This window comes from Pseudomonas sp. K2I15 (assembly GCF_002204795.1).
Classification (GTDB): domain Bacteria; phylum Pseudomonadota; class Gammaproteobacteria; order Pseudomonadales; family Pseudomonadaceae; genus Aquipseudomonas.
Map to the genome: position 1 here is coordinate 25,158 of NZ_NIXO01000047.1, position 25,199 is coordinate 50,356.

Sequence of the window (25,199 nt, forward strand, 5' to 3'; positions counted from 1 at the left end):
ATCACTTCACCAGCGGCAGGTTATCGCCACGCCAGCTGGAGATGCCACCGGACAGTTTGGCGGCGTTGAAACCGGTTTTCAGCATCTCGCGGGCGTGGGTGCCGGAGTGCTGGCCTTGGGCGTCGACCAGGATGATGGTCTTGGCCTTGTGCTTTTCCAGCTCGGCCAGGCGCGAAATCAGCTTGTCCTGGGGAATGTTCAGCGCGCCAACAATGTGGCCGGCGGCGAAATCCTTGGCGGGACGAATGTCCACCACTACAGCCTCATCCTTGTTGACCAGGGCGGTCAGCTCGGACGTGCTGAGGCTGCGGCCACCGCGGCTCATTTCGTGAGCGATCAGCAGCGCCAGCAGTACGACGAACGCACCAGCGAGCAAATAGTGGGTAGTGGCAAATGCAATCAGGTGATCAACCATCAAGGAGGTTCCAGGGCGTTAAAATGGCGGTAAGTATACACAGCCGCCATGGTCGGCCAACCCCCGTAAAGCGGTGACGTGGTCGGAACTTCGCTTTAAACTGCCACTCCCTTTTCAATTGCCTTCATTCATTACCGCCGCGAGAGGATCTATGACTACTACGCCTAAACCTTTGGTCCTGATAATTCTCGATGGCTTCGGACACAGTGAAAGCCACCACGACAACGCTGTGTACTCGGCCAAGAAGCCAGTACTGGACCGTCTGAGCGCTACCGTACCGAACGGCCTTATCTCGGGCTCGGGCATGGATGTTGGCCTGCCGGACGGCCAAATGGGCAACTCGGAAGTCGGCCACATGAACCTCGGGGCCGGACGAGTGGTATATCAAGACTTCACCCGCGTGACCAAATCGATCCGCGACGGCGAGTTTTTCGAAAACCCAACCATCTGTGCGGCAGTGGATAAAGCAGTCAAGGCCGGCAAGGCCGTGCACTTCATGGGCCTGCTGTCGGACGGTGGCGTCCACAGCCACCAGGACCACCTGATCGCCATGGCGGAACTCGCCTTCAAGCGCGGCGCCGAGAAAATCTACCTGCACGCGTTCCTCGACGGCCGTGACACGCCGCCCAAAAGCGCCAAGTCCTCCATCGAACTGCTGGACGAAACCTTCAAGACCCTCGGCAAAGGCCGCATCGCCAGCCTGGTGGGCCGTTACTTCGCGATGGACCGTGACAACCGCTGGGACCGCGTAGCACAGGCCTACAACCTGATCGTCGACGGCCAGGCCGAATTCAACGCCGCCACCGCCCAGGAAGGCCTGGAAGCCGCCTACGCCCGTGGCGAGAGCGACGAATTCGTCAAGGCCACCACCATCGGTGAGCCGGTGAAGGTCGAGGACGGCGACGCCCTGGTGTTCATGAACTTCCGCGCCGACCGTGCCCGCGAGCTGAGCCATGTGTTTGTCGATGACGGTTTCAAGGACTTCGAGCGCGCGCGCCAGCCGAAAGTCGAATTCGTGATGCTGACCCAATACGCCGCCAACATCCCGGCCCCGTCGGCGTTTGCCCCGGGCAGCCTGGACAACGTGCTGGGCGATTACCTGGCGAAAAACGGCAAGACCCAGCTGCGCATTGCCGAAACCGAAAAATACGCCCACGTGACCTTCTTCTTCTCCGGCGGCCGTGAAGAACCGTTCCCGGGCGAAGAACGCATCCTGATCCCGTCGCCAAAAGTCGCTACTTACGACCTGCAGCCGGAAATGAGTGCCCCGGAGGTCACCGACAAGATCGTCGACGCCATCGAGCACCAGCGTTACGACGTGATCGTGGTCAACTACGCCAACGGTGACATGGTTGGCCACAGCGGCAACCTGGAAGCGGCCGTCAAAGCCGTGGAATGCCTGGACCTGTGCGTCGGCCGCATCGTCGACGCCCTGGACAAGGTGGGCGGCGAAGCGCTGATCACGGCCGACCATGGCAACTGCGAGCAAATGTCCGACGAATCCACCGGCCAGGCCCACACCGCCCACACCACCGAGCCAGTGCCGTTCATCTACGTGGGCAAGCGCGACCTGAAGGTGCGTGAAGGCGGCGTGTTGGCCGACGTGGCACCGACCATGTTGATGCTGATGGGGCTGGAGAAGCCGGTGGAAATGACCGGGACTTCAATCCTCGTCTGATTTAAAGCCCACCACAAAACAGTGTGGGAGCGGGCTTGCTCGCGAAAGCAGTCTTTCAGTCATCGGATACAGTGGCTGACAAACCGCTTTCGCGAGCAAGCCCACTCCCACATTGGTTTGGCGATGTTTGATAGATGTCTTTTTGCCATACTGCCGCCACTCGGCAGCTAACTTGCCCGCCAGCCCGAATTGGGCGTTTTTTTTGCAGCGCTTGGCGGGCATACTAGGCCGTCCCTTTCCCTGGTGTCGCCCGCCTCTATGCTTCGCGCCTTGATTACCCTCGCTCTTGTCTGCCTGCTCCAACCGGCGTTTGCCGATGAGCGCGCACAAACCCAACAACAGTTGGACGCTACGCGTCAGGACATTACCGAGCTGAAGAAACTGCTCGGCAAGCTCCAGGAAGAGAAATCCGGCGTGCAGAAAGACCTGCGCGGCACGGAAACCGAGATGGGCAAGCTGGAGAAGCAGGTCCAGGAGCTGCAAAAAGAACTAAAGAAGAGCGAGTCGGAACTGGAGCGACTCGACGGTGAGAAAAAAAAACTCCAGAGCGCCCGCGTTGAACAGCAACGCCTGATCGCGATCCAGGCCCGCGCCGCCTACCAGAACGGCCGCCAGGAATACCTCAAGCTGCTGCTGAACCAGCAGAACCCGGAAAAATTCGCCCGCACCCTCACCTATTACGACTACCTGAGCAAGGCCCGCCTGGAGCAACTGAAAAGCTTCAACGAGACCCTGCGCCAGTTGGCCAACGTCGAAACAGAAATCGCCAACCAGCAGTCGCAGTTGCTCGACCAGAAAAGCAGCCTCGACACCCAACGCGACGAGCTGGACAAGGTTCGCAAGGAGCGCCAGCAAGCCCTGGCCAAGCTCAATGACGACGTTAAGGCCCGTGACGCCAAGCTCCAGGCCCGCGAGCAGGACCAGGCCGACCTGGGTAAAGTCCTGAAAACCATCGAGGAAACCCTGGCGCGCCAGGCCCGTGAGGCAGAGCAAGCGCGGCAAAAAGCGCTGCTGGCCCAGCAGGAAGCCGAAAAAAAGCGCGAGCGTGAGGCCGCCGAGGCAGTTGCCACTGATGCCCCGGCCCCGCGTAAACCGGCGCGTGCAGCGCCTGGCCCGCTGGTTTCCAGCGCCGGCGAATCCTTCGGCGGACCTTTTGCTTCAGCCCGGGGCAAACTTCCATGGCCAGTTGATGGTCGATTACTGGCACGCTTTGGTGAAACCCGCGGCGATGACACCCGCGCCAAGTGGGACGGTGTGATGATCAGTGCCGGCGCCGGCACCCAGGTCCACGCCATTCACGGCGGCCGCGTGGTGTTCGCCGATTGGCTGCGTGGCGCAGGTTTGTTGGTGATTCTTGACCACGGTAATGGCTATTTGAGCCTTTACGGCCACAATCAAACTTTGCTTAAAGCGGCAGGTGATGTTGTAAAAGCCGGTGAATCCATCTCCACTGTCGGTAACAGTGGTGGCCAGGACACGCCGGCGCTGTACTTCGCTATTCGTCAGCAGGGCCGCCCGAGCGACCCGGCACAATGGTGCCGCACCCAAGGATAAGGGTCGCATCTACATTAGGAGTTCGTTCGACATGCTGCATTTGTCCCGCCTCACATCGCTGGCCCTGACGATCGCCCTGGTGATCGGCGCGCCTTTGGCATTTGCCGACCAAACCGCCCAGTCAGCCACGGCCGCGACCACCAAGGCCCCGCTGCCGCTGGACGAGTTGCGCACCTTCGCCGAGGTCATGGACCGGATCAAGGCCGCCTATGTCGAACCTGTAGACGACAAGACCCTGCTGGAAAATGCCATCAAGGGCATGCTCAGCAACCTTGACCCGCACTCCGCCTACCTGGGCCCGGAAGATTTCGCCGAACTGCAGGAAAGCACCAGCGGTGAATTCGGTGGCCTGGGCATTGAAGTCGGCGCCGAAGACGGCCAGATCAAAGTGGTCTCGCCGATCGACGACACGCCCGCCTCCAAGGCCGGGATCCAGGCGGGCGACCTGATCGTCAAGATCAACGGCCAGCCGACCCGTGGCCAGACCATGACCGAAGCCGTCGACAAGATGCGCGGCAAGATCGGCCAGAAGATCACCCTGACCCTGGTGCGCGACGGCGGCAACCCGTTTGACGTGACCCTGGCGCGCGCGACCATCACGGTCAAGAGCGTGAAGAGCCAACTGCTGGAGTCGGGCTACGGTTACATCCGTATCACCCAGTTCCAGGTCAAGACCGGCGACGAAGTGGCCAAGGCCCTGGCCAAGCTGCGTAAAGACAACGGCAAGAAACTCACCGGCATCGTGCTCGACCTGCGTAACAACCCAGGCGGCGTGTTGCAGGCGGCGGTGGAAGTGGTCGACCACTTCATCACCAAGGGCCTGATCGTCTACACCAAGGGCCGTATCGCCAACTCCGAGCTGCGTTTCTCGGCCACCGGCAACGACCTCAGCGAAGGCGTACCGATGGTTGTGCTGATCAACGGCGGCAGCGCCTCGGCTTCGGAAATCGTCGCCGGCGCCCTGCAAGACCAGAAGCGCGGCGTGCTGATGGGTACCACCAGCTTCGGCAAAGGCTCGGTGCAAACCGTGCTGCCGCTGAACAACGAGCGCGCCTTGAAGATCACCACGGCGCTGTACTACACGCCAAATGGTCGCTCGATCCAGGCCCAGGGCATCGTGCCAGACATCGAAGTGCGCAAGGCCAAGATCACCAACGAAGCCGACAGCGAGTTCTACAAGGAAGCGGACCTGCAAGGTCACTTGGGCAATGGCAACGGCGGCGCCGACCAGCCTACCGGCAGCGGTTCCAAGGCCAAGCCGATGCCACAGGACGACGATTACCAGTTGGCCCAGGCGCTGAGCCTGCTCAAGGGCCTGAGCATTACGCGCAGCCGTTGATATGCGTTGTGCACTGATCATCGCTTTGCTGTGCTGTCTGGCGGGAGTTGCCCAAGGCAACCCCGCCAGTGCAGCCACCGCAGAACACAAAGCCTACCTGACCCTGATCATCGACGACCTGGGGCAAAACCTGCCCCGGGATCGTCGCGTGCTCGCCCTGCCAGGCCCGGTGACCACGGCAGTCATGCCCGACACACCCCACGCCGCCGAATTCGCCCGCGAAGCCCACAAGGCCGGCAAGATCGTCATCCTGCACATGCCCATGGACCCGGCCACCGGCCCGTTCGCCTGGCACCCCGACCTGCCCATCGAAGAGCTGGGCAAACGCCTGGACGCGGCCTTCAAGGCCGTGCCCTACACCGCCGGCATCAACAACCACATGGGCAGCCGCATGACGGCGCAGCCCGAGGCCATGGCCTGGTTGATGGCTGAGTTGCAGCGGCGCCACAAATTCTTCGTCGACAGCCGCACCAGCGCCAAGACCGTAGCGGCGGCCGAAGCGCAGAAGATCGGCCTGGCCAGCGTCTCGCGGGATGTGTTCCTCGATGACGAACGCACCGAAGCGGCCATCACCACTCAGTTGCAGACCGCGATCAAGCTGGCCCACAAACAGGGTTCGGCCGTGATGATCGGCCACCCTTATCCACAAACCCTGGCGGTGCTGGAACGTGAGCTGCCCAAGCTCAAGGCCCAAGGCATCGAGTGGATCGATATCAAGCTGATGATCAGCCTGCGCAGCAATCGCGCCATGGCAGGGCACGGCAAAGACGGCACTTATCGCTGATCCCGTGGCGCCTTTTCACGGCGCTACATAGCTACCACTCTGCTGCTCCCGGTTTATTCAATAGTTGCGAGGTGCGCCATACAGGCGCTCTTCGACAACGTTGTATTGAATTGGGAAAACAAGAGAAATGGCCCCCATCATATTTAAAGACCTGCTGATCAGTTTCACCACGGAATTCGACCTGCTTTGGAACGACAAAGGCTCAGGCGCCCTGAAGTCCGCGAGCTTCTGGCGCCCCAACACGTCCGCTGATGCGCTGAACACCTTCTCCTCATTGGGCGATGTTGTATTTGAAGGATACCGCACGATAAACAACCGAAAAGTCGTCGCGGTGGTCAGTGAGGCGGACAAGGTCAACGGCACCGCACTCAGGGCGCCGACAGACTTTCAGTTGGTGTGGCAAAACTCCGGCAAAAGGGTTCGCTCCGAAGTCTCCGTATGGCAGCCCATAGCGCCCGAGGGTTACGTAACCATGGGGATGGTGTGCTACGTCGGTTACGACAAGCCTTCGGTCAACATTGTGCGCTGTATCCGGGCCGATCTGGTCGTGGACGCCTACATCGGCAACTCGATCTGGGATGACAAAGGCAGCGGCTCGCGCATGGACTTCAGTGCCTGGGACGTCCAAAGCCCCGAGGTCGAACCGGGCGAAGCGTATATTGCGCCCGGTACGTTTTTCGGCAATGGCAGCTTCGCCCGGCCCTCTTTTGGCGCCCGACCTTATGCTTTACGCATGGAGCTGGCGCTGCTGGAAAGCCCTCTGCCTGCACCCGCCGACATGCAGGACTCTGCGGAGCACCCTCCACATGTTTGCGAGCTGCCGTGGTTTACGGTGAAAGACAGCAACCTGACGCCGATCGAACAACTGCAAAGCACCCCCACCTACAGGCTGGAACGAAGCGATCGCTATCTCTCGGTTGGCGTTGGCCACAATACGACCGCCGAAGGCAAAACGTTCAACTGGACCGCACGCAGGGGTGAGAACGGTGATGACTCCATCGACTTTACGGCGATCACCGGCATCGACTTTAGCAACGAGTGGTCTTCTATTGCGCTGCCATTGAGCTTCTCGGCGAATCTGGACAAGCTCTTCACCCATACCAGCCAATCGGCAAAAGGCTGGGGCTCTTCGGCTTCGCTGGAAGTGGCCGCTTATGTTCCGGCAAACCAGACCGTTGCGGCGCACCTTATCCGCAGTGAGTACCGGTTGCTGCGACAGGACGGGAGCCAATTGTCCGCCACGGTTGGCTACACCAACGGCGACACGGTGTATTTCAGCGATTCGACTGCGGTGGTGCCCGCAGAAAACCCGTTACTGCCGCCTCCGGCAGAGCCCATCGCAGCCGATGACGAACAGGCACCGCCCACGGCAGACGAAAACACCCTAGAGATATCGCCCCATGATTTGGTCGACGACACCCTCTTGCCGTAACTGATCCAGGGCCGCCTGGAGCTTGGCGACGACTTCGTCCGGCACCTGCTTGTTCAGCGCCAGGTACAACTCGGCACTGTTGAAGCGCAGCACGGTCTTGAGCCCGGTCACCCCGACCTGGCGTGCCAGGTAACGGCCCGCCGGGTCGCCGGTGGCCCACAGGTCTATTTGGCCATCCAGCAGCTTTTGTGCGTTGTCCTGGTCGCGCAGTACGATCACCGGTTTGAGGCCCTGCTTCTCCAGGGTTTCGGCGATGGCGTCGCCCTTGTAGGCGCCAATTTTGTAGCGCCGGGCCTGCTCAAGGTCGGTCAGCTCAATCTTGCTGTCAGCCTTGGCCAGCAGCACCCAATCGTCCGGGCCGATGGGGCCGACCCATTTGAACAGCGCCTCACGGTCCGGCAGGCGCGCCATCACGAACACGCCGTAACCGGGTTTTTCCAGGGCGAGTTTGTAGATTCGCTCCCAAGGGAAACGCAGGGTCAGGTTGTAGGAGATGCCGGCACGCTTGAAGGTCTCGTGGACGATGTCCACGGCGATGCCTTCGATGTTCTCTTCCTTGGCGAAATTCTTGCCGTTTTTCGCCATGTTGTAAGGCGGGAAGTTTTCCGTCAGCAACACCAGGGAAGCGCTGTCAGACGGTTCGTCGGCGTGAGCCGAACCCGCCAAAAGAATGGAGGTACTGGCGAGGGCGAGCAGCAAGTCTTTGAACATGAAAGTTACCGGAATCCATGGCAAGCCCAGAGAGTGCCGCGAGCCTGCCATGGTGTCCAGTAGCGTTTAGCGAACGACGATACCGCGCGCCGCCATGTAGGCCTTTGCCTCGGGAACGGTGTATTCGCCAAAGTGGAAAATACTCGCCGCCAGCACTGCGCTGGCGTGGCCTTCAATCACGCCGTCGGCCAGGTGCTGCAGGTTGCCGACGCCGCCGGACGCGATCACCGGGATGCCCAGCGCGTCGCTGATGGCGCGGGTCACGCCCAGGTCGAAGCCGTTTTTCATGCCGTCCTGGTCCATGCTGGTCAGCAGGATTTCACCGGCGCCCAGGGCTTCCATCTTCATCGCCCACTGCACCGCGTCCAGCCCGGTAGGCTTGCGCCCGCCGTGGGTGAAAATCTCCCAGCGCGGGGTTTCGCCGGGGCCGGAGACTTTCTTGGCGTCGATGGCCACCACGATGCACTGCGAACCGAAGTGCTGCGCAGCTTCGCCGACAAACTCCGGGTTAAACACGGCCGCGGTGTTGATCGAGACCTTGTCTGCGCCGGCGTTCAGCAGGTTGCGAATGTCCTGCACGGTACGCACGCCACCGCCCACGGTCAGCGGGATAAACACCTGGCTGGCCATGCGCTCCACGGTATGCAACGTGGTGTCGCGACCGTCGACGCTGGCGGTGATGTCGAGAAAGGTAATCTCGTCAGCACCCTGCTCGTCGTAGCGACGGGCAATTTCCACCGGGTCGCCGGCGTCACGGATGTTCTCGAACTTGACGCCCTTGACCACGCGACCGTTGTCGACGTCCAGGCAAGGGATAATGCGTTTGGCCAGCGCCATGGTCAGTCCTCAGCCTTTGTAGGCGTCGCAGTAAGCCTGAGCTTCGGCGACGTCCAGGGTGCCTTCATAGATCGCACGGCCGGTGATGGCGCCGATGATCCCTGGGGCCTTCGCGTCCAGCAGCGACTTGATGTCGCCCAGGTTGTGGATACCGCCGGAAGCGATCACCGGGATCTTGGTGGCAGCAGCCAGCGCAGCGGTGAACGGTACGTTGCAACCCTGCATCATGCCGTCTTTGGCGATGTCGGTATAAACGATGGCAGAGACGCCGTCGGCTTCAAACTGCTTGGCCAGGTCGATCACCTGAATGGTGCTGATTTCAGCCCAGCCGTCGGTGGCGACAAAACCGTCTTTAGCGTCCAGGCCCACGATCACTTTACCGGGGAACGCACGGCAGGCTTCGGCGACGAAGGCCGGGTCTTTCACGGCCTTGGTGCCGATGATCACGTAGCTCACGCCCGCTTTCACGTAGTGCTCGATGGTTTCCAGGGAGCGAATGCCGCCGCCGATCTGGATCGGCAGGTTCGGGTAGCGCTTGGCGATCGCCGTCACCACTTCGCCGTTGACCGGCTGGCCTTCGAACGCACCGTTCAAGTCCACCAGATGCAGACGACGGCAACCGCCTTCCACCCACTTGGCAGCCATGCTCACCGGGTCATCGGAGAACACCGTGGAATCTTCCATGCGGCCCTGGCGCAGGCGTACGCAGGCGCCGTCCTTGAGATCGATAGCGGGAATAATCAGCATCTGGCAAACCTTATTCGATATTCAGCGTTGCTCGGGAAATCAGGGTTTCTCGAGCGCCCACAAGTCGCTTTCGATGCTTTCGAACCTTTCTTTAAGGTGCGTCTGCACATCGAAAATCGCCCTGTTGTAATAGTGCGGAGCAATTTCAGTGGTGAACAGTTCGAGGATTTCTGCAACCTCGAACGAGCCGAGCTTGAGCTCGAAGCGGTCTTCCATGAAACGCTTGATCTTGTCGGTGGCCTCACTCTCCTGTTGGGGAGTGAGGTTCAAGATCGGCGGCTTGACCTTCTTGGCCATTACCAGCGCCCGTCCCACGCGGCGAAGTTCTGCAGCAATTGCAGGCCATGGGTATGGCTCTTCTCCGGGTGGAACTGCACGGCAAAGCGTGAACCGTCGGCCAGGGCCGCGGCGAAGTCGACGCCATAGTGCCCGCCACCCACCACCTGGCGCGGGTTACCGGCGGCGATGTAGTAGCTGTGCACGAAGTAGAAACGCGCCAGGTCCGGCACGTTGTGCCACAGCGGGTGATCCACGGTCTGGCGCACTTCGTTCCAGCCCATGTGCGGCACCTTCAGGTGTTCGCCGTCTTCGTGCAGGTCTTTGCCGAAAAACTTCACCTGGCCCGGGAACAGGCCGATGCAGTCGACGCCGGCGTTCTCTTCACTGCTGTCGAGCAGGGCTTGCATGCCCACGCAGATGCCGAGGAACGGCCGGTCCTGGCTGACTTCACGCACCAGGCTGTCAAAGCCCAGGCGGCGAATCTCGGCCATGCAGTCGCGAATTGCGCCAACACCCGGGAAAACCACCCGGTCGGCTTCGCGAATCACGTCGGCATCGCTGGTGATCAGCACCTTGCCGGCACCTACGTGCTCGAGGGCCTTGGCCACCGAGTGCAGGTTACCCATGCCGTAATCGATAACCGCGACCGTCTGCATTAAAGGACGCCCTTGGTCGACGGCATTTGCCCGGCCATGCGGTCATCCAGCTCCACGGCCATGCGCAGGGCACGACCGAAGGCCTTGAACACGGTCTCGATCTGGTGGTGGGTGTTGGTGCCACGCAGGTTGTCGATGTGCAGGCTGACCAGCGCGTGGTTGACGAAGCCCTGGAAGAATTCCTGGAACAGGTCAACGTCGAAGCCGCCCACGGTGGCACGGGTGTAGGGCACGTGCATCTGCAGGCCTGGGCGGCCGGAGAAGTCGATGACCACACGCGACAGCGCCTCATCGAGCGGGACATAGGCGTGGCCGTAGCGACGGATGCCTTTTTTGTCGCCAATGGCTTTGGCAAATGCCTGGCCCAACGTGATACCGACGTCTTCCACCGTGTGGTGGTCGTCGATATGCAGGTCGCCCTTGCTGACGATATCCAGGTCGATCAGCCCGTGACGGGCGATCTGGTCCAGCATGTGCTCAAGAAAAGGTACACCGATATCAAATCGGGCCTTTCCGGTGCCATCCAGGTTAATCGAGGCTTTGATCTGGGTTTCCAGAGTGTCGCGCTCGACGGACGCCTTACGTTCGGCCATCACCAGCTCCGCAAAATCATTGGGCGAAAAAGGCAGCCATTATAGGGGCGCGGGCGCTAAACAGAAACATCGGAGGGGATAAGACTGATGGAGTGTCGAGGATAGACATGTCAGTACAAGTGTGGGAGCAGCTTTGTGTGGGAACGGGCTTGCTCGCGAAAGCGGTGTGTCAGCCAATACATGTACTGACTGATCCATCGCATTCGCGAGCAAGCCCGCTCCCACACAAGCCCGCCCCCACAAGGGTTACGCGGTGTTAGTGGAACAGTACTGCGGTTTTCTGCAGCGTGACCCACACGCCCCACGCCAACGGAATACCCACCGCCAGCCAGGCGGCAACCGCCAATGGCACGCTGCCGGAGGAGGCTTTCCATTCCAGCACAGTGCTGGAATCGGCGCCCTTGTCGTGGCCCAGCGCCTGTTCGGCGGCCAGTTCGGCGTCGGTCATGAAGTACTTGTCTGCCACCGGCCGTACCAGCAGGTTGCAGATAAAGCCCAGCACCAGCAGGCCGGCGAGGATGTACAAGGTGATGTCGTAAGCGGCAGCGCGTTCAACGCCGATGCTCAGCTGATACTCACGCAGGTAGTTCACCAGCACCGGGCCCAACACGCCCGCCGCTGCCCACGCCGTCAGCAGACGACCGTGGATCGCACCCACCATTTGTGTACCGAACAGGTCGGCCAGGTAAGCCGGAACCGTCGCAAAACCACCGCCGTACATCGACAGGATGATGCAGAACGCGGCCACGAACAGGGCAACGTTACCCAGGTGACCGAGGTTCGGGATCAACGCGTACAGGGCAAAGCCCAGCGCAAAGAACACGAAATAGGTGTTTTTACGGCCCAGGTAGTCGGAGAACGACGCCCAGAAGAACCGGCCACCGATGTTGAACAGGCTCAACAGACCGGTAAATCCAGCTGCAATGGCCGCGATGGACGCCAGTTGACCGGCATCCAGTTGGCCAAACGTCAGGCCGTTACCCAGCAATTTGCCGCCGAACACTTCCTGCAGCAGCGGCGAAGCCATGCCGAGAATGCCAATACCGGCAGACACGTTCAGGCACAGCACCAGCCACACCAGACGAAATTGCGGGGTTTTCCAGGCCACGTTCACGTGCACGTGACGGTGGGTGATCATCGCGTTGCTGGCTTTCTTCGCCGGGGCAGTCCAGCCCTCAGGCTTCCAGCCGGTCGGCGGAACGCGGTACGACAAGGCGCCGCCGATCATGAACACGAAGTAGATAACGGCCATGACCACGAAGCTCTGCCACACACCAACGCTGGTCGGCGAGGCAAAGTGACCCATCAGGGCTGCTGCCAACGGGGCACCAACCATCGCGCCGCCGCCGAAGCCCATGATCGCCATGCCAGTGGCCATGCCGCGCTTGTCCGGGAACCACTTGATCAGGGTCGACACCGGCGAGATATAGCCCAGGCCCAGGCCGATACCGCCAATGACCCCGGAGCCGATCCACATCAGCCAGATCTGGTGGGTATAGATCCCCAATGCGGAGATCAGCAAGCCGCCACACCAGCACAAGGCCGACACGACACCCGCTTTACGTGGCCCGGCATGTTCCAGCCAGCCGCCCCAGATCGCTGCCGAGCAGCCCAGGAAGATAAAGAACAGGGTGTAGATCCAGCCCAGCATGGAGATGGGCCAGTCGCATTGGGACGAGAAGACCTGGCTGATAAAGCTCATGTCCGGCGCGCAGGCGACCGGTGCGGTGATACCCAGCGCCTTGGACAACGGTAACCAGAACACCGAGAAGCCGTAGGCCATGCCGATGCACAGGTGGATGGCCAGGGCGGCCGGTGGTACCAGCCAACGGTTGAACCCGGGCTTGGCGATAATGCGTTCCTTGGACAGGAACGCGGGCTGTGCGGCAGTTAAAGCTGCCGCAGTGCTAGTGCTCATTGGTGTTTCCCCCAGTTATTAGTATGTGTCCGTCGGGCGCTCTCTCCTTTTGGCCTTACACGCAAGGCGTGGCCATATTTGTTGAGTAAAGCTCCATTTTTGCGCGACGTTTAGCCGCAGAAGGCGGACGAACACGCAGAGATTAGCATCTGTGGATGACAGAAAAACCAAACTGCCATCATCTTTTCCAGGTTATCTGTTTTTTTTGGCGCCAAAATTCCGTTTTGCCGGCCATAGATACAATGTAACTATCCGCGAACTGACGTAAGCCTTCGGGCGTTATACTCTGCGGCTAAATTTTAAAACGACATACAAGGACTCGCCCATGAAAGCGTTCGGCAAAATCCTGGGTCTGGTACTTCTCGGGCTGTTGCTGATCATTGTGGCTCTAGGCTTTGCCCTGACCCATCTCTTCGATCCCAACGACTACAAAGACGAGATTCGCCAGATTGCCCGCGACAAGGCCCACATCGAGCTGACGCTCAATGGCGACATCGGGTGGAGCCTGTTCCCCTGGCTCGGTCTTGAATTGCACGAGGCCAGCGTTGCGACCCTGACCAACCCGACCCAACCGTTCGCCGATTTGCAGATGCTTGGCCTGTCGGTGCGCGTGCTGCCGCTGCTGCGCCGTGAAGTGCAGATGAGCGATGTGCGTGTCGAAGGCCTGAACCTGCGCCTGAACAAAGATGTGCATGGCCACGGCAACTGGGAAGACATCGGCAAGAATGTGCCCGACGCGGGTACACCCGCCGCCGCGCCCGCCGTGACTGAAGCGGCCACGCCGCCCAAGCCTGAAAAACCGCCCCAGCCGATCCGCCTGGACATCGACAGCCTGACCATCAACAACGCCCGCGTCGAATACAACGACGAGCAGACCGGCAAGCAGTTCAGCGCCGAAAGCATCCAGCTGAGCGCCGGCGCCGTGCACGAAGGCGCAAGCATCCCGGTGAAACTCACCGCCTTCTTCGGCAGCAACCAGCCGCTGATGCGCGTCAAGACCGAGGTCAACGGCAACTTGCGCATTCAGCGCGCCCTCAAGCGCTACCAGTTCGAAGACATGAAAGTCACCGGTGAAGCAACCGGCGAACCGCTGCAAGGCAAGACAGTGACCTTTTCGACCCAAGGCCAATTGCTGGTGGACCAGTCGGCCAACATTGCCGAATGGACCAGCATGAAGCTGTCGCTGAACCAACTGCGCGCCTTGGGCGAGCTGAAGGTCAACGACCTGGATAAAACCCCGCAACTCAGCGGCGCCCTGTCGATTGCCCAGTTTGACCTGGCCAAGTTCCTCGACAGCGTCGGCAACCCGCTGCCGCCGATGGCCGCCGGCAGCCTGAGCAAGGTCGAGCTGGTCAGCCGCCTCAAGGGCACGCCCACCAGCCTGGCGCTTGAAGACCTCAACCTGAAACTCGACGACAGCACCTTTACCGGTCGCGTGGCCGTGGAAGATTTCGCCAAACAGTCCCTGCGGGTGCAGCTCAAGGCCGACACCTTCAACGCTGACAACTACTTGCCGGCCAAGTCCGAATCCGCCAAAGGCGCTGCAGCCGCACGCCAGGCTGAAGTGCAGAACAGCGAAGCCGGCGCCATGGCCGCCGGTGGCACCACACCACTGCCAGACGCCCCGACCAAGGGCGCGTGGAGCACCGACAAACTGCTGCCATTGACGCGCCTGCGCACCCTGGACGTAAACGCCGACCTGTCCTTCGGCCAACTGACCCTGAGCAAGCTGCCGATCCAGAATGCCGCCCTGAAAGCCTCCGGCCTCGATGGCCAGCTCAAGCTCGACACCTTGAGCGGCGGCCTTTACAACGGCACTTTCCAGGCCAACGGCAACCTTGACGTGCGCCAGGACATCCCGCTGCTGGCGCTGCAAACCCGCATCAAGCAAGTACCGGTCGAACGCATCCTGCAAGCCCAGGGGCAGAACCCGCCGGTGAAGGGCCAGCTCACCCTCGACAGCAACCTCAATGGCCGCGGTAATAGCCAGAAAGCCCTGATCGACAGCCTCAACGGCACCGCCAGCTTTGCAATCAACAACGGTGTGCTGCTCAACGCCAACCTTGAGCAACAGCTGTGCACCGGCATTGCCCTGCTCAACCGCAAGACCCTCAGCGGCGACCAGCGCGGCAAGGACACCCCGTTCCAGGAACTCAAGGGCAACCTGACCTTGCGCAACGGCGTGGCCAGTAACCCGGACCTGAAAGTGCGCATCCCGGGCCTGACCGTCAACGGCAACGGCGACATCGACCTGCGCGTGCTGGGCATGGACTACCGCGTCGGCATCATCGTCGAAGGCGACCAGCGCGAGATTCCGGACCCGGCTTGCGAAGTGGGCTCCAACTTCCAGAACATCGAAGTCCCGCTGCGCTGCCGTGGCCCGCTCGAACTGGGCGCCAAGGCTTGCCGCCTGGACAAGGACGGCTTGAGCCAGGTCGCGATCAAGGCGGCGGGCAACAAGCTCAGCGAGAAGCTTGAACAGAAGCTCGACAAGGTTAATCCACAGTTGAAAGACGCTCTGAAGGGCCTGTTCAAGCGATGAGAAACGAGCAATTTTCAACGGCGGTGCTGGACTGGTACGACCGCCACGGTCGCCACGACCTGCCCTGGCAACAAGGCATCACACCTTACCGGGTGTGGGTGTCGGAGATCATGTTGCAGCAGACCCAGGTCAGCACCGTGCTGAACTACTTCGACCGTTTCATGGCGTCCCTGCCAACGGTCGAAGCCCTGGCAGCCGCACCGGAAGACGAAGTGCTGCACCTGTGGACAGGGCTGGGTTACTACACCCGCGCCCGCAACCTGCAAAAGACCGCAAAGATCGTCGTTGCCGAATACGGCGGCGAGTTTCCCCGTGACGTCGAAAAGCTCACCGAATTGCCGGGCATCGGGCTGTCCACCGCCGGCGCGATTGCCAGCCTGAGCATGGGCCTGCGAGCGCCGATCCTTGATGGCAACGTCAAACGCGTGTTGGCGCGCTTTACCGCGCAAGAAGGTTACCCGGGGGAGCCGAAGGTCGCCAAACAGCTGTGGGCCACCGCAGAGCGCTTTACGCCGCATGATCGTGTCAACGCCTACACCCAGGCGATGATGGACATGGGCGCCACCCTCTGCACCCGCAGCAAACCCAGCTGCCTGCTGTGCCCGCTGGAAAAAGGCTGCGAAGCCCACATGCTTGGCCTGGAAACCCGCTACCCGATCCCCAAGCCGCGCAAAGCCGTGCCCCAGAAGCGCACGCTGATGCCGCTGCTGGCCAATGCCGAGGGCGCGATCCTGCTTTACCGTCGCCCTTCCACGGGCCTGTGGGGCGGTTTGTGGAGCTTGCCGGAGCTCGATGACCTGAGCGACCTGGAACACCTGGCCAACCAGCACTCGCTGGCGCTGGGCAAGCAGCAGGAACTGCCGAGCCTGATCCACACCTTCAGCCACTTCCAACTGGCTATCGAACCCTGGCTGGTCCAGGTCCAGGAGTCTGCCCATCACGTGGCCGAGGCTGACTGGCTCTGGTATAACCTCGCCACCCCGCCGCGCCTGGGCCTTGCCGCCCCGGTAAAGAAACTGCTGAAGCGCGCGGCTGAAGTATTGAACGCAGGAGTTCCGTCATGACCCGCACCATCATCTGCCGCAAGTACCACGAAGAATTGCCCGCCCTGGAGCGCGCCCCGTTCCCTGGCGCCAAGGGCCAGGACATCTTCGATAACGTCTCGGCCAAGGCCTGGGCCGACTGGCAAAAGCACCAGACCCTGCTGATCAACGAAAAACGTCTGAACATGATGAACGCCGAAGACCGCAAATACCTTCAGGGCGAGATGGACAAGTTCTTTTCCGGCGAGGAATACGCCAAGGCCGACGGCTACGTGCCACCTGCTGAATAATTGATCAAATTTGGGGGTTGGCCCGTAAGCGACGGTAATAATTAAATATTTTTTGAAAACTTGCTTGACGACCCCCTGAAAAACCCGTTTAATGCGCCCCGTTGCCCAGATAGCTCAGTCGGTAGAGCAGGGGATTGAAAATCCCCGTGTCGGCGGTTCGATTCCGTCTCTGGGCACCACTAATTAGTTTCAGGTGGTGCTAACGTCATCTGAAACACACAAAAAACCCGCCTAGCGCGGGTTTTTTGTTGTCTGGGATTTGTGGCCTCGCCCGACCCCGTACGACACGGTACAGAGAGCTTTCCACTTCCAGTCCTGGACAATCCTACTTATCTCAATAGCATTTTTGAGATAGTGTGGCTTCTCATTTAGGCACAAGTGCCTAATCTATAGGCACCCAATCGCCTACTATCCGAGATACCCCCTCGACCCCATCTGAGATATTCCTTCCAAGGCCGAGTTTCTTCACCACGACCTCGAGCTTTTGAACCCCTCGTTCGACTCGGGCCTGGTTGACGTATTGAGCGAACTGGAACATCTGCGACGCCTGCAATTGGGTCGGGACACGCCGCCCGCGGTTTTCCTCCAGTTAAAGGAGCTTTTCCACACGCTGGAAAGCCTGGGATCAGCCCGGATCGAAGGCAACCACACGACCTTGGCCGATTACATCGAAAGCAAGGTCGAAGGAACGGCGCAAGCAACTGACCAGTTGCGGGAAATCGCGAATATCGAAAGAGCCATGGAATACATTGAAAGCATCATGGAGCCGGGGTCCGTATCGCTCAGTCAGACCATTTGCCCCCGGACGCAGTATTGGTGCCCGGATACATGCAAGAGCTGGTCGCCTTTATCAATAAAAAAGACCCACCCAAATATGACCTGATGAAGGTTGCACTTGCCCACCATCGATTCGGCTGGATTCACCCGTTCGGCAACGGGAACGGTCGAGTCGTACGCCTTCTCACCTACGCGTTACTGATGAAGTACGGCTTCAATGTCAGTACTGAAGGTCGAGTACTTAACCCTAATGCGGTTTTTTCGCCAAGGCGTTGCCAAAACTTTCCGCAGCACAGAGAACCTACCCAATAAAGAAATTAGTCGACCAAGGCATGCTACTGCCCATTAGCCCAGGCGCGCGGCAATACACCATCGGTTTCTCAAACAATTATTTGATAAGAGGCGTCATCAAATCACTTCGCGAAGAAGGCTTCATACCGGAGCAGTTGGAAAAGCCTTACGCATAAGCAGGCCTGAAGCAGTCCCTCAACCCCCACCCCGCATCAACGTCAACACCGCAGCCCGCTCCTGCTCGGAGATGTGAAAACCACTCTCCTCCACCCGGGCAATCCAGTCTTGGGCCGAAAGCGACTCACCAAAACGCACCAGGCGCCCGTAGCGCTTAAACACCGCCTCCAGCACCCCGATCATCGAGGGATAGCTGCAGCCTCCGTCAAAACAAATGCTCAGGCCTCCAAACCAGGAGCGGCCTATCACGTGAGCACTATCGACACTCTCAGCACCCGCGTATTCAAAATCCATTTTTACTGCTTCCATGTCGCACCCAAAATCATCACTACGAAAGTACCAAAGCCTAGCAGACGCCTGCTTTCCGACAGGCCGCAAAGCGCGTTATCAGACCCACCGGTCATTTAAACGGCGACCATACAGCAAGACGATCCAAACCATCGGTGATCAGCTCCACCTTATGAGTCCCTGATCTATCCTTAATTCCCTTGGTGATCGCCACTCGCACCACTCCACGAGCCAGGAACGAGGATCCCGCCATGACAACCGCACTGCCCGAAATTGTCGCGCCCGATAAATGGAAAGCAGCACTCGACCAATAGGGCGACTGACTCACTTCACCAGGAACACCAGTAGCGGGTTGTCATTCAGCCGCCCGTTGAACACCGGCGCCATATGCTCCAGTGGCGTGCCGCTCAGCAATGCGGTTTGCTTGCGCTCCACAATCACCCAGGCCGGACGCGGCAGTGCGTCCTGCAGCAAGGGCTCGTTGCGCCCGATGAACAATGGCTGCTCGTCGTGATCCAGGTTCATGATGTAGCGAATCGCCCAGGTGTCCTTGGCGAGGTCGACAAACACCAGGGTTCCAGGATTATCGGCACGCAGCTTCTCCACCGCGACAACGAAGTTCTTGGTGTCGTATTGCAGGTCCTTGGCCGGCTCCACAATCTTCACCAGCACCAGCCATTGGCTGGCCAGCGCAATGAGGCTGAGCACCACCAGCCGCTGCCCCAGATTGCCCCGCAAACGCTGCCAGGCAATCACCGCTGCCAGTTGCAGCACAATCAGCACACCAACCAACGCCGGCACTGAAACCTGCGGCCAGTAACCGTGCTTTTGCCACAGCTGCCGACAGACGAACACCACGATGATGCCCAGCACTGGCAAGGCCGCCACCAGCCACTCATAGCCACGACGCACCCCGCGCAGCCAGCCTTGGGCCTGGAGCAAACCGTAGGCAGCCACAGCAGCAAACATCGGGACCATGGGCACGATGTAATAGGCGCGCTTGAAGTGCGGAATGGACAGGCCCAGCAAAATCATCAACCCGCAGGCGGCCAGGCGCAGCATCAGCTGCACGTCGGCATCCTCGCTACGCATCGACCATTTGTGGCGCAGGGCAATCATCGTCGCCAACGCCAGCGGCACCACCGGGAAATAGCGGTACAGGCTCAACTGGAAGTAGAAGTAGAACGCCTCGCCGGTGTCATCGAGGCGCCCGGCAAACTGCATCCGCAGCACATCATCGACGAAGGCATCGCCGCCGCTGATCCGCGCCAGCTTCAGCAGCACCCACCAACAGCCGGCCAGCAGAATGAGCCCGACAACCCCGTAGGCAATGACCTTTTTCAGCAGTGCAATTCGCTCTTGCCGCGTGCGCGCAGTGCCCAGTGCCCAGTAGACACAGACCACCCCGCACACCTCGATCAGCCCCAGCGGGCCACGAATGGCAAACGCAACCACAAACAACGGAAAGACCGCGTATTGGCGCAGCCTCGAGCCCATGCGCTCGCCGGTATGCAACAGATAGAAACTGGACAGGCACAGAAACGAGACCATCTGGTCCAGGCATACCGAGCGCGACTTCTCCAGCAACTGGGCGGTCAATGCCGTGAGTAGCACCGTCAGCAGCGCCCACGCCCGGCTGGACGGCGCCAGCAGGCGGTAGATCAGCACCATGACCCCGGCAGACGCCAGGGCGGTGGGCATCACGTTAGCCAGGTCGTTGGGCGCACCGAACAAGCGGGCAAAGAGGTAGCTCAGGTAGGTCGCGGTGCCCGGATAGTCCGGGTAAGGCTCGCCATAAGTGGTAGGAAAGAGGCTCGCGCCGTGGCGAAACATCTCTTGCATGAACACGGCCCAGCGGCCGTCAAAGCCTTGTGGCTGCTGGTCCCAGATGCCCAGGGTGAAGAGCAGCAAGGCGATAAAAAAGATACCCAGCGATTCCATTCGAAAGCGGTTGTGTTGATCCATTATTCAGCCTGTCAGGTGGGGTAAACCGGCCCATGTTGCCGAACGCCCCCCTGAATAACCCCTGAACGGAATCAAACATTCATCAGCCTAACGACGAGCGGGCCATATCAGCCGCGGTATAAGCCGGATGTAGAGTAGCTCTCCCACCAGTTCCACCAGGGTTTGCGTGATCACCGCGGCGGCGGCGAGCCCACGGATGTCTTCAGGCAACGCCAGCGCCAGCGGCAGCACCACCAAGGAGTTGCGTGTGGAAGCGCTGAAGGTGACCGCCCGCGCCATGCTCGCCGGCAGCGCGAACAGCCGCGAAGCCAGTGCCCCCATCAGCGGGGCCAGCAACAGGAAGCCGATATACACCGGGATCACCGGCGCCAGCAGGCCAATATCGCGGACCACCGCAGTGATCTGCGAACCGATCACCACCATCAGCACCAGCGCCATGGCCGGCACGGGCAACCAGGCCCAGGCATCGTTCCAGGCACTGATGACGCGTGATCGCCGGGACAGGGAAGTCGTCAGCACCGCCAGAATCATGGGTGCAACGATCAGCAGCAGGAAGGCCTCCACAAACGGCCCCACCGAAACCACCACCGGCGACTGCGCCCCGAGCATGACCCCCAGGTACACCGGCAACAGCAGCAGTTGCAGCAGCAACAGAATCGGGGTCGCGGCCAGCATCAACCGCGAATCGCCCTTGCCGATATGGGTGAACACCACCACGTAGTCGATGCACGGCGTCAACAGCACCAGCAACGCCCCCACCAGGATTGCCGGGTGCGCCACCAGGCCACGGGTCAACGCCCACACCAGCAGCGGAATCAGGATGAAATTGGCCAGCAGCAACGCGGCCATGAAGCGCTTGTTGCCCAAGCCCTGGCGCAGGTCCAGAAAGGGAATTTGCAGGAACATCGCGTACATCAACACAGCGATGGCGGGCGTGACCCACGCATTCAGTTCCCGCGCCATCGAAGGCGCCAGCAGCCCGGCGACAGCCGCCACGATCACCGCGCAGAAGTAGATCGGTATCTGGTTGCGCTCAAGTGCATCGCGGCTCATTAATGCTTCCTTCCTGGCTAAAAGGTCGCAAGCCTAGCATCGGCAGGCACCAAGTCGAACATCCCATCGAAGTGGATTTAACGATATGCCAGCACAGGGGCAAATGAATCTCTATACCCGTATAGAAGGTGTACCATCAAGGCTGCATTCAACCACAATCAGTCTGCCATGCCCCCGGAAAGCGAAGAGAGTAGCCAGATAGTCGCCTCTCTGGCGCAGCGGATGGGCGGTAATTCCGGCCCGTCACGGGCAACTGATGCAATTATTGCCACGCTGCAGGACATCGACAGCGCCCTCACCCCGATTATCGGCCAGCACGGCGTTGCCGCCCTGTACCGGCGCAGCCTGCTGTTGTGCGCCGCCGGCCATCCGCGTCTGGCCGGCAGCTTTGACAGCCTGCCCGCCGGCGACATGACCGCCCTCAAAACCCTACTGCTTGAGCAAAGCGAAGCCGACAGCCTGTTTTTTGGCGAAACGCTGCTCAAGACACTCTATGAGTTGCTGACCACACTGATCGGGCCCTCGCTCACCGCACGCTTGCTGCGCGCCGTGTGGGAAAACTCTTTGAGCGGCAACCCTGCGCAGGATACTTCGCCATGAGCACCAAAGTGACAATCAACCGCCTGGCCACCGGCGTGCCAGGACTGGACGAGGTGCTTGGCGGAGGTTTGCCGGAGTTTTCGTTCAACCTGATCGCCGGCCCTCCGGGTTGCGGCAAGACCACCCTGGCCCACCAGATGATGTTCGCCCTGGCCACCCCCGAACGCCCGGCGCTGTTTTTCACCGTGCTGGGCGAGCCACCGCTGAAAATGCTGCGCTACCAGCAGCAGTTCGATTTTTTCGACAGCGAGGCCATCAACCATTCTATTCGCTATATCAACCTGGCCGACGACACCTTGGCCGGTGACCTCGACGAAGTGCTGCGGCGCATCGTCGTCGCCGTCGAAACCCACGCCCCGGCGCTGGTGTTTGTCGACTCGTTCCGCTCGGTGGTGCTGGCCAGCCAGACCCAGGACAACCCCAACAACAACCTGCCGCAGTTCGTCCAGCAACTGGGCATGCTGATGACCACCTGGCAGGCCACCACCTTCCTGATCGGCGAGTACTTCACCGAAACCGACACCAACCCGATTTTCACCGTGGCCGATGGCTTGATCTGGCTGCGCCAGAGCGTGCAGCGCAATTCCATGGTGCGCAAAATGGAAATCATGAAGATGCGCGGCCAGCCGACCTTGCCGGGGCTGCACACCTTCCGTATTGCGACCTCGGGCATCAAGGTTTTCCCTCCTGCAGTTGCCCACCCTGCGGCAACCCTGACAGCGGCAACGCCACGCCTGAAAATGGGTATACCGCGCCTGGACGAAATGCTCGGCGGCGGCCTGCCCCGTGGTTATTCGTTGTTGGTGGCGGGCCCTTCCGGCTCAGGTAAAAGCATCCTTGCGGCATCGTTCCTTGCCGAAGGTGCGCGCAACGGCGAAACCGGCGTGATCGCGGCGTTTGAACAACGCCCCAACCACCAGCAAAACGTCGCGCTCGCCAAACTGATTGAAAGCGACCAAGTGGGCCTGGTGGACAGCCGCGCCCCCGACCTGTCCATCGATGAAGTGGTGCAGTTGCTGCTCACCGAAATCACCCGCCTGAAGGCCACCCGTGTGGTGATCGATTCGCTGTCGGGCTTCGAACTGGCGCTGGCGCCGACCTTTCGCGATGACTTTCGCGAGTCACTGTCACGCATGGTCTCAGCGCTCACCGGCGCCGGCGTCAGCGTGCTGATGACCTCCGAGCTGGAAGACCGCTACACCGACCTGCGCTTCAGCCCCTACGGCACGGCGTTCCTCACCGACGCGATCATCGTGCAGCGCTACATCGAAGTGCAAAGCCGACTGCTGCGCATCATGGCCGTGGTCAAGGTGCGCAGCAGTGCGCATTCCGATGAGCTGCGCCAATACCACATTGATGACAACGGCCTGCAGATCGGCGAGCGCCTGCCCGACCAGGAAGGCTTGCTCGGTGGCCGCCCAACCCGACAGCACCCCGGCGGCGTCAATGCGTGAGTCACTCTTATGAGCAAGGCCGATGACAAGAACAAGGACGCCGTGGCCAGTGCCGCGCGCGAACTGTTCCTGCTCGGCCAAAAAACCGTCGAGGCCCGCGCCGTGCTCGCGGCCCTGCAACAAGAACTGATCGACGTCAAAAATCGCCTGGGCGACAGCCAGCAGATCGAGCAACTGGTGGAGGCCAATCAACAATTGGTCCTCGCCATCCTCCTCGCCCAGTCGGATGCGGTGCCCCCCCAGCACACGGAGCAACAGCAGCTGTCCCAGGAAATGCGCGAAGCCAACGCGCAACTGGTGATTGCCGCCCTCAGCGCCCAAGACCTGCAAGCCGCCGCCGAACGGGCACTGATTCAACAAAAGAACATCCTGGCGCTCGTGGCCCACGAACTGCGCAACCCGCTGACGCCCATCAGCATGATCGCCGGTCGCCTGGCGCGCGTCCCCAGTGCCGAACTGCCCCGCATGCAATCGCTGATCGAAGGCCAGGTGCAGCACATGTCGCGCCTGGTCGAAGACCTGCTGGACGTGTCCCGCGCCAGCACCGGCAAACTGCGGCTGGACTGCAAGATACTGAACATCGTGCCGATCATTGAGCGAGCCATCGAAGCCTGCACCCCATCGATGCTCGCCCAAAAGCTGCACTTCACCTCTCAAGTGCCTGAAGAGCAATTCATGATCAATGGCGACTCGATTCGCCTCACGCAAATCCTCGGCAACATCCTGGGCAACGCCATCAAATACACGCCTCCCGGCGGCATCGTGCGGCTGTCGGTGACCCTGGAGCGCAACCTGCTGGTATTGAGCGTGATCGACACCGGCATCGGCATCTCGGCACAGGCACTGCCGTTTATCTTTGATCCGTTTGTTCAGGATGTGCACGCCGTCGGCTTCAACGGTGCGGGCCTGGGGATTGGCCTGACGGTGGTGCGCGAACTAGTGGAAGCCCATGGCGGCACGGTGATCGGCATGAGTGACGGCGACGGGTTGGGCAGCGAATTTGTGGTGACACTGCCGTTGGCGCAGTAGAACGGCAAACGCCAAAACCCCAAGGAGAAATCGTTGGGGTTTTTTGTTGCGCGAAATTTGTTAGTTTCGAGTTCTTATAAAACTGCACACGGGCCTTTGACGCCCCATCGAAAGCGCAAACACCGAGCCCGCTCATGAACTTGCCGACCCGACCTCCAGCCGAAGCATTCCGCGAGCCCGCCGCCGACGGTTACCTGATTGGCGGCTTTACCTGGCGCCACATCAGAACTGACATTGAGCGCCCCGTGGTGATCATCAACGCTGCCACATCCGTGCGCTGCCGACACTATTCGCGTTTTGCCGATTACCTGTTTGCCAATGGCTTCGACGTAATCACTTACGACTACCGCGGCATCGGCGAGTCCCGCAGCGGCTCGCTGAAGGGGTTCAAGGCCTCGTGGTCGGATTGGGGCGTGCTGGATTTCGAGGCGATCCTGCAGCGGGCTCAGCGCGAGTTTCCGGGGCAGCCGATTGATGTGGTCGGGCACAGTTTTGGTGGCTGTGCGGCGGGCCTCGGGGCGTCCGGCGCGGTGATTCGGCGTCTGGTCACCGTGGGCGCGCAGTTTGCCTACTGGCGCGACTATGAGGCGAGCGGGCGCTGGCGGATGTTTGCCAAGTGGCATGTGGTGATGCCGTTGGTGACGGCGGTGTTTGGCTACTTCCCGGGCAAGCGCATGGGCTGGCTGGAGGATACGCCGGCGGGCGTGGTGCGCGATTGGAGCACGCCGACGCCGGGTTATGAAAAAC

Annotated in this window: 24 protein-coding genes, 1 tRNA gene and 1 pseudogene; 14 read left to right on the forward strand and 12 right to left on the reverse strand. The window is 60.7% G+C overall.

Translation table 11 applies throughout. From position 1 onward, the window contains the following. Position 1: 1 nt before the first annotated feature. Positions 2 to 415, reverse strand: coding sequence for a rhodanese-like domain-containing protein (locus CEC48_RS23335; RefSeq protein ID WP_063033506.1), 414 nt, complete (start codon positions 413 to 415; stop codon positions 2 to 4). Positions 416 to 566: 151 nt separating this feature from the next. On the opposite strand from CEC48_RS23335, the gene gpmI reads away from it, so the two are divergent. Next, the gene (gene gpmI, locus CEC48_RS23340; protein ID WP_088425900.1) at positions 567 to 2,093 is read left to right on the forward strand and encodes a 2,3-bisphosphoglycerate-independent phosphoglycerate mutase; all 1,527 of its coding nucleotides are present in this window, start codon (positions 567 to 569) and stop codon (positions 2,091 to 2,093) included. Here the strand turns inward: gpmI and CEC48_RS31650 are convergent. After that, positions 2,079 to 2,315, reverse strand: coding sequence for a hypothetical protein (locus CEC48_RS31650; protein ID WP_176438772.1), 237 nt, complete (start codon positions 2,313 to 2,315; stop codon positions 2,079 to 2,081). The genes gpmI and CEC48_RS31650 overlap by 15 nt on opposite strands. Positions 2,316 to 2,351: 36 nt before the next feature. Between CEC48_RS31650 and CEC48_RS23345 the strand changes: the two genes are divergently transcribed. The 4 genes from CEC48_RS23345 to CEC48_RS23360 all read left to right on the forward strand — a co-directional run bounded on the left by CEC48_RS23345 (position 2,352) and on the right by CEC48_RS23360 (position 7,202). Further along, a complete protein-coding gene (locus tag CEC48_RS23345) occupies positions 2,352 to 3,647 on the forward strand; it encodes a murein hydrolase activator EnvC (RefSeq protein ID WP_088425901.1) in 1,296 nt (431 codons plus the stop codon). Positions 3,648 to 3,678: 31 nt separating this feature from the next. After that, entirely contained in the window at positions 3,679 to 4,986 is a 1,308-nt protein-coding gene (locus CEC48_RS23350; protein ID WP_088425902.1) for a S41 family peptidase, read from the forward strand. A 1-nt stretch (position 4,987) separates the two neighbouring features. Then, positions 4,988 to 5,770: a divergent polysaccharide deacetylase family protein gene (locus CEC48_RS23355; protein ID WP_088425903.1), complete on the forward strand. Its 783-nt coding sequence runs from the start codon at positions 4,988 to 4,990 to the stop codon at positions 5,768 to 5,770. Positions 5,771 to 5,897: 127 nt separating this feature from the next. Further along, positions 5,898 to 7,202: a Vps62-related protein gene (locus tag CEC48_RS23360; RefSeq protein ID WP_088425904.1), complete on the forward strand. Its 1,305-nt coding sequence runs from the start codon at positions 5,898 to 5,900 to the stop codon at positions 7,200 to 7,202. Here the strand turns inward: CEC48_RS23360 and CEC48_RS23365 are convergent. The 7 genes from CEC48_RS23365 to CEC48_RS23395 form a co-directional block, all read right to left on the reverse strand. Beyond that, entirely contained in the window at positions 7,155 to 7,913 is a 759-nt protein-coding gene (locus CEC48_RS23365; RefSeq protein WP_088425905.1) for an ABC transporter substrate-binding protein, read from the reverse strand. The two genes, CEC48_RS23360 and CEC48_RS23365, sit on opposite strands and share 48 nt — an antisense overlap. A 66-nt stretch (positions 7,914 to 7,979) precedes the next feature. Further along, positions 7,980 to 8,750: an imidazole glycerol phosphate synthase subunit HisF gene (gene hisF, locus CEC48_RS23370; protein ID WP_003218030.1), complete on the reverse strand. Its 771-nt coding sequence runs from the start codon at positions 8,748 to 8,750 to the stop codon at positions 7,980 to 7,982. A gap of 9 nt (positions 8,751 to 8,759) precedes the next feature. Continuing rightward, positions 8,760 to 9,497, reverse strand: a complete 738-nt coding sequence (gene hisA, locus CEC48_RS23375) for a 1-(5-phosphoribosyl)-5-[(5-phosphoribosylamino)methylideneamino]imidazole-4-carboxamide isomerase (RefSeq protein WP_088425906.1) — start codon at positions 9,495 to 9,497, stop codon at positions 8,760 to 8,762. A gap of 39 nt (positions 9,498 to 9,536) precedes the next feature. Further along, positions 9,537 to 9,794 (reverse strand): DUF2164 domain-containing protein, encoded by a 258-nt coding sequence (locus tag CEC48_RS23380; protein ID WP_003218033.1) that lies wholly within the window; start codon positions 9,792 to 9,794, stop codon positions 9,537 to 9,539. Beyond that, complete coding sequence (gene hisH / locus CEC48_RS23385) at positions 9,794 to 10,432, reverse strand: imidazole glycerol phosphate synthase subunit HisH (protein ID WP_017478168.1); 639 nt, start codon at positions 10,430 to 10,432, stop codon at positions 9,794 to 9,796. Before hisH ends, CEC48_RS23380 begins: the two co-directional genes overlap by 1 nt. Further along, a complete protein-coding gene (hisB, locus tag CEC48_RS23390) occupies positions 10,432 to 11,025 on the reverse strand; it encodes an imidazoleglycerol-phosphate dehydratase HisB (RefSeq protein ID WP_003218037.1) in 594 nt (197 codons plus the stop codon). Before hisB ends, hisH begins: the two co-directional genes overlap by 1 nt. Before the next feature lie 256 nt (positions 11,026 to 11,281). Then, complete coding sequence (locus tag CEC48_RS23395; RefSeq protein WP_088425907.1) at positions 11,282 to 12,943, reverse strand: OFA family MFS transporter; 1,662 nt, start codon at positions 12,941 to 12,943, stop codon at positions 11,282 to 11,284. 325 nt (positions 12,944 to 13,268) lie between these two features. Between CEC48_RS23395 and CEC48_RS23400 the strand changes: the two genes are divergently transcribed. The 5 genes and pseudogenes from CEC48_RS23400 (at position 13,269) to CEC48_RS23420 (ending at position 18,062) form a co-directional block, all read left to right on the forward strand. Beyond that, complete coding sequence (locus tag CEC48_RS23400; protein WP_088425908.1) at positions 13,269 to 15,485, forward strand: AsmA family protein; 2,217 nt, start codon at positions 13,269 to 13,271, stop codon at positions 15,483 to 15,485. After that, on the forward strand, positions 15,482 to 16,549 hold the full coding sequence (mutY, locus tag CEC48_RS23405; RefSeq protein WP_088425909.1) for an A/G-specific adenine glycosylase: 1,068 nt from the start codon (positions 15,482 to 15,484) through the stop codon (positions 16,547 to 16,549). Before CEC48_RS23400 ends, mutY begins: the two co-directional genes overlap by 4 nt. Continuing rightward, complete coding sequence (locus tag CEC48_RS23410; RefSeq protein ID WP_088425910.1) at positions 16,546 to 16,818, forward strand: oxidative damage protection protein; 273 nt, start codon at positions 16,546 to 16,548, stop codon at positions 16,816 to 16,818. The genes mutY and CEC48_RS23410 overlap by 4 nt, the downstream gene beginning before the upstream one ends. A gap of 103 nt (positions 16,819 to 16,921) precedes the next feature. Beyond that, positions 16,922 to 16,997: transfer RNA gene (locus CEC48_RS23415), tRNA-Phe, on the forward strand. 263 nt (positions 16,998 to 17,260) lie between these two features. Then, positions 17,261 to 18,062: pseudogene (locus CEC48_RS23420) on the forward strand (Fic family protein). A gap of 19 nt (positions 18,063 to 18,081) precedes the next feature. Here CEC48_RS23420 and CEC48_RS23425 read toward each other — a convergent pair. The 3 genes from CEC48_RS23425 to CEC48_RS23435 all read right to left on the reverse strand — a co-directional run bounded on the left by CEC48_RS23425 (position 18,082) and on the right by CEC48_RS23435 (position 21,369). Next, positions 18,082 to 18,372, reverse strand: a complete 291-nt coding sequence (locus CEC48_RS23425) for a hypothetical protein (protein ID WP_256579768.1) — start codon at positions 18,370 to 18,372, stop codon at positions 18,082 to 18,084. A gap of 303 nt (positions 18,373 to 18,675) precedes the next feature. After that, positions 18,676 to 20,316, reverse strand: coding sequence for a glycosyltransferase family 39 protein (locus CEC48_RS23430; protein ID WP_176438773.1), 1,641 nt, complete (start codon positions 20,314 to 20,316; stop codon positions 18,676 to 18,678). Between the two features lie 87 nt (positions 20,317 to 20,403). Further along, positions 20,404 to 21,369: an arsenic resistance protein gene (locus tag CEC48_RS23435; RefSeq protein ID WP_088425913.1), complete on the reverse strand. Its 966-nt coding sequence runs from the start codon at positions 21,367 to 21,369 to the stop codon at positions 20,404 to 20,406. Positions 21,370 to 21,591: 222 nt separating this feature from the next. On the opposite strand from CEC48_RS23435, the gene CEC48_RS23440 reads away from it, so the two are divergent. From CEC48_RS23440 to CEC48_RS23455, 4 genes are all read left to right on the forward strand, one after another. After that, positions 21,592 to 21,969: a hypothetical protein gene (locus CEC48_RS23440; RefSeq protein WP_088425914.1), complete on the forward strand. Its 378-nt coding sequence runs from the start codon at positions 21,592 to 21,594 to the stop codon at positions 21,967 to 21,969. Continuing rightward, positions 21,966 to 23,423, forward strand: coding sequence for an ATPase domain-containing protein (locus CEC48_RS23445; protein WP_088425915.1), 1,458 nt, complete (start codon positions 21,966 to 21,968; stop codon positions 23,421 to 23,423). Before CEC48_RS23440 ends, CEC48_RS23445 begins: the two co-directional genes overlap by 4 nt. Before the next feature lie 9 nt (positions 23,424 to 23,432). After that, entirely contained in the window at positions 23,433 to 24,452 is a 1,020-nt protein-coding gene (locus CEC48_RS23450; RefSeq protein ID WP_088425916.1) for a HAMP domain-containing sensor histidine kinase, read from the forward strand. Between the two features lie 134 nt (positions 24,453 to 24,586). After that, positions 24,587 to 25,199 (forward strand): alpha/beta fold hydrolase (locus CEC48_RS23455; RefSeq protein WP_088425917.1); only part of this gene is annotated, 613 nt, incomplete at its 3' end.

Excerpts from the sequence above, each read along its gene's own strand:
- CEC48_RS23355 (WP_088425903.1), top strand. The coding sequence starts at position 4,988 with ATGCGTTGTGCACTGATCATCGCTTTGCTGTGCTGTCTGGCGGGAGTT.
- CEC48_RS31650 (WP_176438772.1), bottom strand. The coding sequence starts at position 2,315 with ATGCCCGCCAAGCGCTGCAAAAAAAACGCCCAATTCGGGCTGGCGGGC.
- CEC48_RS23395 (WP_088425907.1), bottom strand. The coding sequence starts at position 12,943 with ATGAGCACTAGCACTGCGGCAGCTTTAACTGCCGCACAGCCCGCGTTC.
- CEC48_RS23335 (WP_063033506.1), bottom strand. The coding sequence starts at position 415 with ATGGTTGATCACCTGATTGCATTTGCCACTACCCACTATTTGCTCGCT.
- CEC48_RS23410 (WP_088425910.1), top strand. The coding sequence starts at position 16,546 with ATGACCCGCACCATCATCTGCCGCAAGTACCACGAAGAATTGCCCGCC.
- CEC48_RS23440 (WP_088425914.1), top strand. The coding sequence starts at position 21,592 with ATGGGCGGTAATTCCGGCCCGTCACGGGCAACTGATGCAATTATTGCC.
- CEC48_RS23450 (WP_088425916.1), top strand. The coding sequence starts at position 23,433 with ATGAGCAAGGCCGATGACAAGAACAAGGACGCCGTGGCCAGTGCCGCG.
- hisF (WP_003218030.1), bottom strand. The coding sequence starts at position 8,750 with ATGGCGCTGGCCAAACGCATTATCCCTTGCCTGGACGTCGACAACGGT.
- CEC48_RS23400 (WP_088425908.1), top strand. The coding sequence starts at position 13,269 with ATGAAAGCGTTCGGCAAAATCCTGGGTCTGGTACTTCTCGGGCTGTTG.
- mutY (WP_088425909.1), top strand. The coding sequence starts at position 15,482 with ATGAGAAACGAGCAATTTTCAACGGCGGTGCTGGACTGGTACGACCGC.
- hisB (WP_003218037.1), bottom strand. The coding sequence starts at position 11,025 with ATGGCCGAACGTAAGGCGTCCGTCGAGCGCGACACTCTGGAAACCCAG.
- gpmI (WP_088425900.1), top strand. The coding sequence starts at position 567 with ATGACTACTACGCCTAAACCTTTGGTCCTGATAATTCTCGATGGCTTC.
- CEC48_RS23345 (WP_088425901.1), top strand. The coding sequence starts at position 2,352 with ATGCTTCGCGCCTTGATTACCCTCGCTCTTGTCTGCCTGCTCCAACCG.
- CEC48_RS23425 (WP_256579768.1), bottom strand. The coding sequence starts at position 18,372 with ATGGAAGCAGTAAAAATGGATTTTGAATACGCGGGTGCTGAGAGTGTC.
- CEC48_RS23445 (WP_088425915.1), top strand. The coding sequence starts at position 21,966 with ATGAGCACCAAAGTGACAATCAACCGCCTGGCCACCGGCGTGCCAGGA.
- CEC48_RS23360 (WP_088425904.1), top strand. The coding sequence starts at position 5,898 with ATGGCCCCCATCATATTTAAAGACCTGCTGATCAGTTTCACCACGGAA.
- CEC48_RS23430 (WP_176438773.1), bottom strand. The coding sequence starts at position 20,316 with ATGGATCAACACAACCGCTTTCGAATGGAATCGCTGGGTATCTTTTTT.
- CEC48_RS23350 (WP_088425902.1), top strand. The coding sequence starts at position 3,679 with ATGCTGCATTTGTCCCGCCTCACATCGCTGGCCCTGACGATCGCCCTG.
- CEC48_RS23435 (WP_088425913.1), bottom strand. The coding sequence starts at position 21,369 with ATGAGCCGCGATGCACTTGAGCGCAACCAGATACCGATCTACTTCTGC.
- hisA (WP_088425906.1), bottom strand. The coding sequence starts at position 9,497 with ATGCTGATTATTCCCGCTATCGATCTCAAGGACGGCGCCTGCGTACGC.
- hisH (WP_017478168.1), bottom strand. The coding sequence starts at position 10,432 with ATGCAGACGGTCGCGGTTATCGATTACGGCATGGGTAACCTGCACTCG.
- CEC48_RS23380 (WP_003218033.1), bottom strand. The coding sequence starts at position 9,794 with ATGGCCAAGAAGGTCAAGCCGCCGATCTTGAACCTCACTCCCCAACAG.
- CEC48_RS23365 (WP_088425905.1), bottom strand. The coding sequence starts at position 7,913 with ATGTTCAAAGACTTGCTGCTCGCCCTCGCCAGTACCTCCATTCTTTTG.